Origin of the sequence: Paenibacillus qinlingensis (genome assembly GCF_013204845.1) — a bacterium.
Taxonomy (GTDB): Bacteria; Bacillota; Bacilli; order Paenibacillales; family NBRC-103111; genus Paenibacillus_E; species Paenibacillus_E qinlingensis.
Genome location: NZ_JABMKY010000004.1, coordinates 155,780 through 168,314, shown reverse-complemented (window position 1 = coordinate 168,314; position 12,535 = coordinate 155,780). Strand labels below are relative to the sequence as shown.

Here is a 12,535-nt window from a genome sequence, read left to right as displayed (position 1 = left end):
ATACGTACGGAATCGTGTGCTCACCAAATCAATGATGACGACGATCAGCAATGTATAAATAACAATGGCACAAGACTGATCATAACGGAACAGATCAAGTGTGTTTTTGAGTAATAAACCGATCCCTCCTGCGCCAACAAGACCGAGGATCGCAGATGCACGAATGCTCACTTCAAACGTGTACAGGAAATGCGCCAAGTAGGTAGGAGCAACTTGTGGCAGAACCCCGAAGCGGATCAACTTCAATTTATTAGCTCCAACTGCTGTCATCGCTTCAAGCGGACCCGGGTCGATGGCTTCCGTTGACTCATAAGAAAGCTTGGAAATAATACCAAAGGTAAAGAAGATTAGCGCTAACGTACCTGCTGTTGGCCCGAAGCCTACTAATACGGCAAATAAGGCTGCATAGAGCAAATCAGGAATGGTACGAACGAAATTCATAATAAATCGTGCAGGATAGGACAACCATGGCGACGATGTTACGTTACGAGCAGCTAACAACGCCATTGGGAATGCGAATAGCGCTCCAACAATCGTGCCCAGGATGGACATTTGTATCGTTTGTGCCATCGGCTTCCAAATATCAGCGAAGAATAGCCAGTCTGGCGGGAACATTTCTGCGATGAATTTCAAAATCTCCGGTGTACCTGTAGCTAATCTTGTTAGCGTTGCATCTGTCTGATAGATACTGCCGATCAGGAATAGCACCATGATCGCGATAATCATATAAAACTTAGTGCGCGGAGGCTTTTTGACGGTTGCTACACTCATTCCTCCTGCACCCCCAGCAGCTCATCTTTCTTGATGGCGCGGCCGTAGATCTCGGAGAACACATCATCCGTCGCATCAGCTACAGGTCCATCGTACACGACCTTCCCTGCACGAAGTCCGATAATGCGTGTCGCGTACTCGCGAGCCAAATCGATAAAGTGAAGGTTGACGACGGTTGTAATGCCGAGGTCCTTGTTGATCCTTTTCAAGTCATCCATAACCTGACGTGTCGTGAGCGGATCTAGTGACGCAACGGGCTCGTCCGCCAAGATGATCTTCGCTTCCTGAGCGAGCGCTCTAGCAATGGAAACACGCTGCTGTTGACCGCCGGACAATTCATCGGCGCGCGAATAAGCTTTTTCCCGAATATTAACGCGTTCCAGTGCTTTGAGAGAAAGCTCAAGGTCCGCTTTGGGGAACAATCCAAACATCGTACGAAGAGTGGAATGGTAGCCCACGCGACCGGACAAAACGTTACGAATGACTGTGGATCTTTTGACTAGATTAAAGGTTTGGAAAATCATCCCGATATCTCTACGCATCCGACGCAGCTGCGCGCCATTCGCTTTGGTAATCGATTTCCCATCGATGAGAATCTCACCGCTTGTCGTCTCATGCAGACGATTAATCGAACGAAGCAGCGTGGATTTACCAGCGCCTGATAAACCTACAATTACAACGAACTCCCCTGGGTGTATGGTAAGGTTAATGTCATTTAGGCCAACAGTACCATTTGGATATACTTTTGAAAGATGTTTAAACTCAATCATGATTCGTCCTACTTTCTTTTACACAATTTCAAGTGCTAGACAGACTACTTTCAACGAATAATTGAAAAATCCTTTTTTCTATCATTACCTTTAGAAAAAATTCATATTCCATTGTTCACCATCACAAAAAAAGGGCCTCTTTGGCTAACACAGAGGCCCTTTTACTATGGATTGTACTTTGCACCCCAGCGCTCCTCAATCTTCATGCCTCTCCATACGGCAATCGAAACGATCCACGCGATGACGAACATCCCAACCAGAATAAAGCCTAACGTACCGAAATCAATCTCTTGCAGCCACGTCCAGAACATACCTTCCATGCTAAATTCTTCGGAAAGCACCTGTCCGAGCTCGATCACGCCAATAATTAACGCGGCTACAACCGCAAGTGCGGTAACAGTCAAATTGTAATAAAGCTTCCGCACTGGCGTATGAAAAGCCCATTTGTACGCTTTGGTCATAAACATACCGTCTGCCGTATCGAATAGGCTCATCCCAGCTGCGAACAAGAGCGGCAGCGAAATGACACCGATGAACGGAATAGCATCCTTTGCAGCGTGCGCGGATATAGCCAGTAAGGCGATTTCACTTGCCGTATCAAATCCTAAACCGAAAAGGAAGCCCAACGGATACACATGCCAGCTTTTGGTGATGAACGAAAATAGCGGTTTAATGAGTCGCGCAATGAACCCACGTGATTCTAACAGCTCTTCAAACTCGTTGTCATCGTATTTGCCGCCGCGAAACTTCAGAAACATTTTATAAAGACTAATAAGGATTAACAGATTGATGACACCTATGATGACGAGAAATAGTCCAGAGACAGAAGCGCCGATCACGCCGCCAAAACGCTGCATCCACGGGAGCTCACGAGCTGCCCATTGCACGGAAAAGGCCGTTACAATCGCCATGACAAACACGACGGATGAATGCCCTAATGAAAAGTAAAAACCGACGCCAAGTGGATTTTTCTTCTGTTGTACTAGCTTTCGCACCGTATTGTCGATGGCCGCAATATGGTCAACATCGAACGCATGTCGCATTCCTAACGTGTAAGCCAGTAGTCCAATCCCCCAGAACGCAGGAGATGATTGGGCAACGGTGTATAAACCGATCAGCCCCACTACATGAAGGAGGATAATAAAGCCAACGTATCCAGCCCAGCTTTTCCTCTCCTGCAGTAAAGATTTCCACATAGTAATTCAACCACACCTTTCCCATCCGTGTTACGATTTACTAATAATGTAGCACAAGCGTGCGGGAATTGAGAAGTACTGCATCTATTTTTTGTGAAGAAATCTAAATCAGATCTGATATAATAGAAACCGTTCCAATCCTACGGCTATTTTATCTCAGGGAACATATTCATACTTTTATTTTAAAAAGGAGCTGATCCTCTGCATGTCTATGCGTAAATACAAGCTTTTTACAGTGCTAGTCCCCGTCTTTATTATTGGCGGCTTTGAATATATTCGTCATGAATTCCTATTGCGTTATTTGACGATGGAAGCCGGCAATTTCACGATTACAGTCATTACGTTGCTCCTATCGTATCTTTTCGCTTCCTGGATGTTTACCAGCATGGAACGCAGCAACGAGAAAATCCTGCTCAGTGAAGCCCGTAGAGCGGTCTTCGAAGAGCGTGAACGTCTGGCTCGGGAGCTGCATGACGATTTGGCGCAGACCCTCTTCTTCTTGAACGTGAAGCTGCGTCAAGGCGACATCGAGGAAGCGAAAGCCGCTGTTTCCGAGATCGACAATTCACTTCGTCAGGCGATTTTCAATCTTAGAACACCGCCAGAGGAAGGTACTTCCTTTGGGCAACGCATTCATACCTACCTAGACAATTGGCGGTTAGTTACTGGCATTGAACTCCACGAGACCGTGAAAATCACTGAAAACAGCTTCTCACCGAATGAGGAAATCCTTCTTTTCGGCATTATGCAGGAGGCTTTCACCAACATCCGCAAGCATTCGATGGCAACCGATGCTACTTTCCATTTAGAAGCTGATAACAATCACTGGAGAATGCACATCACGGATAATGGATGCGGACTACAGCCCGATCCGAAAGCTAATGCTAAGAGCACGACTTACGGCATTGATCTCATGCAAAAACGAGCTTCCGAGCTCGGGGCTACGCTTGAGATACGGAGTGAGAAAGACGCTGGCACGGAACTGATCGTGCAAGCCGAAAGAACGGTGAACAGCTGATGACGGAACAAATGCCCTTTCGCGTTCTTATTGTTGATGATCATCCCTTAGCACGCAAAGCGATACGAAGCATGCTGGAACCCTGTACAGATTTCTTCATCGTTGGAGAAGCCAGTACAGGAGAAGATGCCATCCGACTTTGCGGTGAGCTTGCTCCAGATGTTGTATTAATGGACATTCATATGTCCCCTATGGACGGATTACAGGCTACACGGCACATTAAACAAGCCTATGGCGGGATACGCATCGTTATGCTCACCGTTTCAGATGATGTTGCTGATCTTTTCACAGCTTTGCAATTCGGCGCACAAGGGTATTTGCTCAAAAACATGGATCCCGATGAATGGCTCAGCTATCTGCGTGCCCTGCTTGACGATAATTCAGAGGTGGCGCGCGGCATGGCGGACAAGCTATTCGGACGTTTCCGTTCACCGGTTGGCGCACACACGGAAGGCCCAAGCCCTCACATGCTAACATCGCGTGAGCAAGAAATCACGGCTTATGTCGCACAAGGGGATAATAATCGGGTCATTGCCGAGAAACTGCTCATCTCCGAGCATACCGTGAAAAATCACATGAAAAATATACTCGTAAAGCTATCCTTAGAGAATCGCGTACAGCTCACAGCTTTCGCCATTAAGCATGGGCTGACACGAAAATGAAATCAACCAGTTAACATTCGATTTTGCGGATGCTAACTGGTTTTTTACTGCTGTTTCCAATCGCCATCCGTGAGGGCTAGCGCTCTACACAGCTTTACTTCTACTTCTACTCCTACCGCCAAACCTTCCTCCTTCGCCACAAACAAATTTAATGGATTTTATGTTGTTATTTTTGTTGATTCTCTCTATTTGTGAGCAATAGATGGATTTTCTACAGTTAATTTCTTTCAATATTCACCAAACTACCTTTTCCTCTCAAAATTAGATGGATTTTTTCCACCTATTTACTCAATATCGTGAGAATAGACTGAATTAACTGTACCTTTTACATTTATTTGGAAATCCAGCTACTCAACTGGCCACACTACTCCTACTCCTTTTTCTACCTGCAACCAGCATGCCCCGCAACAGCACGCCATTCACCAACAATACACACGCTTATGACATGAAACACCTAAATGCTACGATTTAGACAAAACTAGTCGAAAAAATAGCCCAGTCGAGTCATACTCTTATGCTTGTCGATCAGGTAAGATGGACAACATGGTAAGAGTTGATATTGAGAGGGGAAATATATTCCATGTTTAAAAAGTTCATGTTAACCGCAAGCTCGATGATGATCGCGTCCATGCTTCTCGTGGGGATCGCCAGTGCTCATGTCGTTGTATATCCGAAAGAAGCTACGCAAGGCAGCTATGAAGTTTTCACCGTACGTGTACCTTCTGAGAAGGAGAGTGCGACAGTTAAAGTAGAAGTCAAATTCCCGCTTGATTCCGTAGCTGTTTCTCGTTTTGAACCTAAAGCAGGTTGGAAATATGACATTGCCAAGGATGCTGCTGGCAAAATCACTGGCGTTACTTGGACTGCAACGGGCGATGGTCTAGGAGCAACTGAGTTCGGTGATTTCAGCATGCAAGGTAAAGTGGCTGATGCCGCTACTCAAATCATCTGGAAAGCCTACCAAACTTACAAGGACGGCTCTGTCGTGGAATGGGTTGGGGCGAATGGCTCCGACAAACCCGCTTCTGTCACTACCGTTAAAGCGAAAGCTGCCGCTGGTGCGACAACGGATAGTCACGGAAATGTAACGGCTGGCGCAGCTGCTGCTGGGGATAATGCCGAGTCGAACACATCGCTGTACCTTTCCATTGCTGCTGTAGTGCTTGGTGCGTTAGCGTTGATCGTATCGTTAGTTAGAAAACGTAAATAAGAACAATTTCCATGGTTTCAAAGGGGGCTGTCCAGAAAGTCAGTGAAAACTGACTACTGGAGGCCCCGTTTTTTGTTGAATCGAATCTGGGAAGAACTAAAAGCAAGGCCAAAAAAACCCTTGAGGATGACGAGAAATCCGCGATCTATGCTCGGCGCAAAATCGAAGTCGAGAGCGTGTTCGGTCACATCAAGGGCAATCGTTCTTTCCGTCACTTTTCCTTGCGAGGGCTGGGCAAGATTCATATGGAGTTTGGGATTGTGGCTTTGGCCCACAACCTATTAAAAGTAGCAGGCTTACGCCTCGCTGCATTGCTGCAAAAGCAGGTACACAAAAAGGATGGACGGAAAACCTTACGGTTTTTCGCCCATCCTTTTTATTTTGGGGACTTATTGGACAGTCCCTTTGTTTATTTGAAATGTTATTGCTGGTGCAGTATTGGAGGGAGTACAAAGAATGTAAGATAGATTAAGGGTTGAAACGTTGCATCTTAGCATATTTCAGGTCGATACGTACGGATAACTTCTTTAATTTGATTACGTGTCTCGGCAATGTCCAGATTCTGAAAGATGTGCTCACACAATTTACGGTAACCTACTTCTTCAGTGTAATGATTCAAAATATGATCAATCAGTTCTGGTTCGGTGCCCTTACTTTCAAGCCGTTCCCTGACAGTTGGTTTATCTACATAAAGGAATAGACGGATAACCCGATCTCCGTATAATTGTTTAATGACCGAAGCACCTTCACGGTTCAAAATCAAATATACAGCCTTGTCGCTTAGTAAAGCATTCTCTAAGTCCCGAGTACGTATCCCATACTTTTCGTTGTCAATTTCCACGGACTGAACAAAGTGGCCATTGCGCTGCATTTCTTCAAATTCATCTCTGGATATATAGTGATAGTCCAAATCTAGCCTTTCTTTACCACGAGGCAGACGAGTTGTACAAGACACAACGTGCATTAGATTGATCTCAATGCCTAATCGATGAGCCATCGTTTTCCTGCCAGAACCAGCCGTCCCTGTAAATACGAAAATATCCGGTTTTGTCATGTTCATCGCCTCCTTTGTCCTATTATATATATCGACTAAAAATAGTGGAAATGTGAGGAAAACGCCATTAAAGTTAATGAAAAGGCATGGCCTGGTAGATTACCAGACTCATGCCGAAAAAGTTGACTAATCATTCAGTTCGTTAAGGTTTTTGAACCCATTGTTCTCCACCATCAGTCGTTTTCTTAAAAGTGTGGTCTACGGAAGCTTCTTCGATATCACGAAGGGCCCAGTGTGTATTCGACACGTCTTTCCACGAAGATTGTGCAACTCCATTAAGCGTGCTTCTACCTAGCACCTTGTTAAGGATAGTAACTGCTTCGGCGCGTGTCAGTGAATTTTCTGGTTTAAATGTGCCATCAGCATACCCACTAATGATTCCCGTGCCTTGTGATTTTATGATATAGGCTTGAGCCCAGTGGCTCGTAATATCTGTAAAGCCAGTGCCTAATTGTTGCGTGTCTCCTAGTAAAGCGGAAGCAAGACTTGCCATTTCAGCACGTGAAATGGATTTCTCCGGAGCAAACGAACCGTCTGAATAACCTTGCATCAAGCCCATTTTCGTTACATTCGAAATCGCGTCCTTTGCCCAATGCGCGGATGCAACATCACTGTACCCAATGTCCGCTTTTGCGGTAGCTCTTGTTATAACTCTTGATAATATTGCTGCTATTTCAGCACGAGTGATCATATTCTCCGACTTGAATGTATTGTCTTCATAACCATTCATATACGCTGTATGCTGTTTCAATTCGCCCAATCCCTCGATGTGAACGAGTGTAAATGTACTGAATTTGTTAACCGTAAATTCAAGTCCCATTTCACCTTTATTGTTATAAGGTACAAGAACACCTTGAAGCAACTCTTTCGTTCCGTCGCTATGCTCGATATAGATGCCTAAATCTTTCATTTCATTCGGAGTTAAAACTACGTCTTTCAAAGGCATAATTAATTTGACATGGCGGTTCTGCATGTTAGTTTCAATGGTCATCGGACGACCGACCACCGTTGCTTCTTTATTACCTTGTAAAGTTCGGATACTTCGTCTTTCGTATCTGAAATAAGGCATCCGCCTCGTTGCACTCCTGCAAAAGCAGGTACACAAAAAGGATGGACGGAAAACCTTACGGTTTCTCGCCCATCCTTTTTGTTTTGGGGACTTATTGGACAGCCCCTTTGATTGGGGGCGGCACATGATGCACACGGCTCCTACTGCGCGTGCGCCGCAGCACCTTATCAAATTTAGCTGTAAAAAGTACATCTAATCTAGCTCATTCACACAAATTATTCCAAACAGATGGAAAATATGATGTTAATTCCGATCAAATCCGCCTCAAAGGCTGATTTCCCTAGAATTAGCTGTATGTTTTCCAGTTAGTAGGCTCCAATCGAGGAAACAGCTGAAAATAACTGTACTTTTTCCATCTAACAGCGCATTCAGCTCTTCGTCCAACTGCCCCTAGGGACTAGTCCCCAGAAGTCATCTCTCGTAAATCCGGAAATAATACTCATACGGATTCTTCTCATTACGCTCACCTTGCTCAGACGATACTAGCGTCCAAGTGGACAAATTGAGGTCCGACATATACGTGTCCGCTTCGAACTCATCCTCGATGTAAGTGATGTACATCCGATTCACCTGGGAGGCAAATAGTTTGAAAATCTCTGCTCCGCCGATGACAAACAGCTCCTGGTCACGAAATGCATCAATCGCTTCGTCTACCGCGTGAATAACTTCGCAGCCCTCGGCTTGATAGGCCGTATTTTGCGTGAGAATGACGTTCCGTCTTCCGGGAAGCGGCTTGCCGATGGACTCGTATGTTTTGCGCCCCATCAGGATAGGATGCCCCATCGTCACGTTTTTGAAAAATTTCAGATCGCCTGGCAGATGCCAAGGCAGCTTATTATTGACGCCAATGGCTCGGTTACGATCCATAGCAAAAATAAATGAAATACTCATACAGCGAACACTCCTTTCCTTACAACTACTTCCTTAGATCGCAATCGGCGCCTTGATGCCCGGCAGCGGTGTGTAGTTCAGAAATTCAAAATCATCGAATTGGTATTCGAAGATGGAAGCTGGCTTTCTTTTGATATGAAGCGTTGGCAGCTCTTGCGGCTCTCTCGTTAGTTGTTTATTCACTTGTTCAACATGATTCTGATAGATGTGTACATCCCCGCCGTTCCAGATCAGATCCCCTACTTCGAGATCACATTGCTGAGCAATCATATGGGTTAACAGCGCATACGACGCCAGGTTAAAAGGCAGGCCTAAGAACGTGTCGACGGACCTCATTTGGAACATGCACGATAAACGACCGTTCGCTACATAAAATTGAAACGCATAGTGGCAAGGCGGTAACGCCATGTGATCCACTTCCGCAGGGTTCCAAGCGCTAACCAAGTGTCTGCGCGAATCCGGATTCGTCTTGATTTGGTGAATCAGCTTCTCAATTTGATCGATAATTTGCCCATTTGGCGCTAGCCATGTACGCCACTGTGCACCGTATACGCGGCCAAGATTTCCATCTTCATCCGCCCACTCATCCCAGATCGAAACACCATTTTCGCGCAAATATTGGACATTCGTGCTGCCGCTTATGAACCACAGCAGTTCATGAACAATGGATTTGATGTGCAGCTTCTTCGTTGTTAAAAGAGGGAACCCTTCGCTCAAGTTGATACGCATCTGACGCCCAAAAACAGAAATCGTTCCTGTTCCTGTGCGATCTCCCTTTTCAGCACCTTGATCTAAGACATCCTTAAGCAGTTCTAAATAAGCTTTCATAATTCAACTATTCACCTCATAGATTAGCTTCTCATCATAATTTATTTATCTATTATAAACATTATCCTGGGCAATGAACATCATTATTGAATATCCCATTCGACAATTTTTCTCAAATTCCACCCGTATACAAGAAAACCAGGTTTGTTCATAATTAAATATGGATTACCAACTATTGCCAAGGAGTGATTTTATGTCCAAAAGGATCTTATTTCTAACTGGTGATGCTGTAGAAGTATTGGAAGTATACTATCCCTATTACCGTGTATTAGAGGAGGGATATGAGGCTGTGATCGCATCTCCCGTGAAGAAAGTGCTTCGTACCGTCGTTCACGATTTCGTAGAAGATTGGGAAACGTACACCGAAAAACCAGGACATCTTCTCCCCTCCCACGTCGCTTTCGCCGATGTCGATCCCAGCCAGTTCGATGGGCTTATCATTCCTGGCGGCAGAGCTCCAGAATACATTCGTTCGAGTGAAGATGTGCCACGCATCCTTCGTCATTTCCTTGAAGCGGATAAGCCTATTGGCGCCATCTGTCATGGTGCACAAGTATTCGCCGCGCTGAAAGACAGATCCCTCTTTGAGGGTCGCACGTTAACGGCATATAACGCATGTCGCTTAGATGTAGAAGCGCTTGGCGCAACCTATACAACAAATACGCTTCATGTCGATGGGAAACTCGTCAGCGGTCATGCATGGCCGGATTTACCTGGTTTTATGCGTGAGTTCTTGAAATTACTGGCCTAATCTACATACATGACAAAAAGAAACGGGGCCGTCTCATAAGTAGCTACTCTACTTGTGGGACAGTCCCGTTATTTTCAAATCCTCTTTTACTCCGCAATCAACCGATTGGTTAACGCTCCGAGCTTCTCAATCTCAATCGTCACGGTATCCCCATCTTGCAGATATACCTGCTTATCTGGCGGATATCCTAACACAACACCCTCAGGTGTCCCTGTCAAAATAATATCTCCCGGCAATAAGGTCATATGCTGTGAAATGTAGCTGACGATTTCATCGCAATGGAATATCATATCCGATGTATTCGAATGCTGCCTTACCTCTCCATTTACAATCGTTGTAATCGCAAGATCATTCGGGTTGCCTACTTCATCTGCCGTCACAACATAAGGACCGATAGGGGCAAATTGATCACACGATTTTCCCAACAACCATTGGGGGGTCCTCACTTGTAAATCGCGGGCTGATAAATCATTGGCATTACAGTACCCGAAGACATGAGAAAGCGCTTGTTCCTTCGAAATGTATTTCGCTTTTTTACCAATAACAATGGCTAATTCCGCTTCATAATCAACTTTCACTGAAACCTTGGGTAACGAAATCTCTTCGCCATGACCGGCTAATGCGTTATTGAACTTGTTGAACAAAATAGGAAATTGCGGGATCCCTGCATTCGTTTCCTCCGCATGTCTGCGATAATTAAGGCCCACGCATATGATTTTATTCGGATGCGTGACGCATGGTCCAAGGGTTAATGTAGATTCATCCAATAGATAAGCGGTTTGATCAGTATCCGCAACAAGAACTCGTTCTATAAATGAAAGAAGATGATTTAAAACCTCGGCACCACCTTCAATAACCTCATGGATGGTTGTCGGAATCGCGTTCTCATCCGTTACTGCGGAGAGTGCCGCCACAACATCGACCACACCTTGCTCTATTTTGACACCTAATCGGTAGTTGTCTTTATGAAGAAACGAAACAAATTTCATGTGCCGTATCCTCCTATCTTTAGATTATTTATTTACAAGTTCCTTCAAGACGGACTCGATGATTGTAAGTGTTGTGTCAACGTCCTCGTCGGTATGAGAGTAACTAATATGATTGCGTTTAATATTCATTGGCATTTTGAAAATTCCATTCTCGATCAGCTTCTTACGATAGGCTACGTAAAGCTCTGCATCATTTTGCTGCAAATCCGAGTAGTTCTTCGGTTCGCTATTCATGAAGTATGTTGTCCATACGGAACCGAAGCCTGCCACATACGCCTCGATACCAAGTCGTTCATGAATGCCACGAATGCCGGAACGCATCTTCTCCCCCAAACGGAAAATATGCTCATGTACCGGTTCGTTCTCCATCAGTTCAAGTGTTGCTATCGAGGCAGCCGTGCCTACAGAATGACCATTATAGGTGCCTGCAAACCACACATCTCCGCCTGGGTACGTATTGAAACGCTGCATATATTCACGCTTACCCGCTACAGCTGCAATCGGATAGCCGTTCGCCATCGCTTTCCCCATCGTTGTCAAATCGGGAGTAACGCCTGCAACCTTCTGATAACCGCCAATATCATGGCGGAAGCCTGTAATCACTTCATCAAAGATAAGCAGTGCACCATGTGCCGTGCAAAGCTCACGAAGCCCTTCCAAGAAGCCAGGCTGCGGCATCACGCACCCTATATTATGGGGAATCGGTTCGACAATCAACGATGCGATTTGCCCTTTATTTTCACGGAAGGTTCTCTCCACATCATCGAGATCGTTGAAGGTACAGACCAAGGTATTGTCGATCGCTTCATCTAACATGCCGGCAGATCCCGGATCCCTTTTGCCAATCATGTCCCAAGAACTAAGCATATTGCGAGCGACATAATCGTGCCAGCCGTGATAGCAGCCTTGAAATTTAATCAGCTTGTTGCGACCTGTAATCGCACGGGTTAGGCGAATCGCATGATAGGTGGCTTCAGATCCTGAATTGCAAAAGAGCACCTGCTCCGAAGATGGGACGTGTGTACAAATTTTGCGCGACAATTCCACTTCCAGATCCGTACATCCGACGCCATACAAATCGGTTCGCTCAATGGCCTCAATCACTTTGCGGTTGACATAATGGTGGCTATGACCCAAGATGATCGGCCCGAATGCTCCTTGATAGTCGATGTACTTCTTGCCATCCGCATCGTAAATATAAGCGCCCTCACCTTTCGTAAAAACCTTCATGGGATTCACATTACGAATGGACGTATGTACCCCGCCTGGCGAGTACAATTTCGATTCTTCATGCAGCTCAATATTCTTTGACATATCTCATACCTC

General features: G+C 45.4%; 13 protein-coding genes and 1 pseudogene. 5 read left to right on the top strand and 9 right to left on the bottom strand.

From position 1 onward, the window contains the following. Positions 1-9: 9 nt before the first annotated feature. The 3 genes and pseudogenes from phnE to HQN88_RS10370 form a co-directional block, all read right to left on the bottom strand. Positions 10-771, bottom strand: a pseudogene (gene phnE / locus HQN88_RS38740) (phosphonate ABC transporter, permease protein PhnE); the annotation flags it as partial. Next, positions 768-1,541, bottom strand: coding sequence for a phosphonate ABC transporter ATP-binding protein (gene phnC / locus HQN88_RS10375; protein ID WP_173110765.1), 774 nt, complete (start codon positions 1,539-1,541; stop codon positions 768-770). The gene phnC and the pseudogene phnE, both read right to left, overlap by 4 nt. A gap of 164 nt (positions 1,542-1,705) precedes the next feature. Further along, positions 1,706-2,737 carry a HoxN/HupN/NixA family nickel/cobalt transporter gene (locus HQN88_RS10370; protein WP_173110763.1) on the bottom strand — a complete coding sequence of 344 codons (1,032 nt, stop codon included), beginning with the start codon at positions 2,735-2,737 and terminating at the stop codon, positions 1,706-1,708. A gap of 205 nt (positions 2,738-2,942) precedes the next feature. On the opposite strand from HQN88_RS10370, the gene HQN88_RS10365 reads away from it, so the two are divergent. The 4 genes from HQN88_RS10365 (at position 2,943) to HQN88_RS38615 (ending at position 6,094) form a co-directional block, all read left to right on the top strand. Then, positions 2,943-3,755, top strand: a complete 813-nt coding sequence (locus HQN88_RS10365) for a sensor histidine kinase (RefSeq protein ID WP_173110761.1) — start codon at positions 2,943-2,945, stop codon at positions 3,753-3,755. After that, the gene (locus HQN88_RS10360; protein WP_246320157.1) at positions 3,755-4,417 is read left to right on the top strand and encodes a response regulator; all 663 of its coding nucleotides are present in this window, start codon (positions 3,755-3,757) and stop codon (positions 4,415-4,417) included. The genes HQN88_RS10365 and HQN88_RS10360 overlap by 1 nt, the downstream gene beginning before the upstream one ends. Before the next feature lie 580 nt (positions 4,418-4,997). Then, positions 4,998-5,627 carry a YcnI family copper-binding membrane protein gene (locus tag HQN88_RS10355; protein ID WP_173110759.1) on the top strand — a complete coding sequence of 210 codons (630 nt, stop codon included), beginning with the start codon at positions 4,998-5,000 and terminating at the stop codon, positions 5,625-5,627. Positions 5,628-5,683: 56 nt separating this feature from the next. After that, a complete protein-coding gene (locus HQN88_RS38615; RefSeq protein ID WP_173111567.1) occupies positions 5,684-6,094 on the top strand; it encodes a transposase in 411 nt (136 codons plus the stop codon). A 23-nt stretch (positions 6,095-6,117) separates the two neighbouring features. Here HQN88_RS38615 and HQN88_RS10345 read toward each other — a convergent pair whose 3' ends face one another. The 4 genes from HQN88_RS10345 to thyA all read right to left on the bottom strand — a co-directional run bounded on the left by HQN88_RS10345 (position 6,118) and on the right by thyA (position 9,469). Further along, the gene (locus tag HQN88_RS10345) at positions 6,118-6,681 is read right to left on the bottom strand and encodes a guanylate kinase (protein ID WP_173110757.1); all 564 of its coding nucleotides are present in this window, start codon (positions 6,679-6,681) and stop codon (positions 6,118-6,120) included. Between the two features lie 142 nt (positions 6,682-6,823). After that, the gene (locus HQN88_RS10340; protein ID WP_173110755.1) at positions 6,824-7,750 is read right to left on the bottom strand and encodes an S-layer homology domain-containing protein; all 927 of its coding nucleotides are present in this window, start codon (positions 7,748-7,750) and stop codon (positions 6,824-6,826) included. Between the two features lie 411 nt (positions 7,751-8,161). Continuing rightward, a complete protein-coding gene (locus HQN88_RS10335) occupies positions 8,162-8,641 on the bottom strand; it encodes a dihydrofolate reductase (RefSeq protein WP_173110753.1) in 480 nt (159 codons plus the stop codon). A gap of 33 nt (positions 8,642-8,674) precedes the next feature. Beyond that, on the bottom strand, positions 8,675-9,469 hold the full coding sequence (gene thyA / locus HQN88_RS10330; RefSeq protein ID WP_173110751.1) for a thymidylate synthase: 795 nt from the start codon (positions 9,467-9,469) through the stop codon (positions 8,675-8,677). Positions 9,470-9,662: 193 nt separating this feature from the next. Here thyA and HQN88_RS10325 point away from each other — a divergent pair, with 193 nt between their 5' ends. Then, entirely contained in the window at positions 9,663-10,220 is a 558-nt protein-coding gene (locus tag HQN88_RS10325) for a DJ-1/PfpI family protein (RefSeq protein ID WP_173110749.1), read from the top strand. Between the two features lie 86 nt (positions 10,221-10,306). On the opposite strand, the gene HQN88_RS10320 is transcribed toward HQN88_RS10325, so the two are convergent. Then, positions 10,307-11,209 (bottom strand): fumarylacetoacetate hydrolase family protein, encoded by a 903-nt coding sequence (locus HQN88_RS10320; RefSeq protein ID WP_173110747.1) that lies wholly within the window; start codon positions 11,207-11,209, stop codon positions 10,307-10,309. 24 nt (positions 11,210-11,233) lie between these two features. Next, on the bottom strand, positions 11,234-12,523 hold the full coding sequence (locus HQN88_RS10315; protein ID WP_173110744.1) for an aspartate aminotransferase family protein: 1,290 nt from the start codon (positions 12,521-12,523) through the stop codon (positions 11,234-11,236). Between the last annotated feature and the right edge of the window lie 12 nt (positions 12,524-12,535).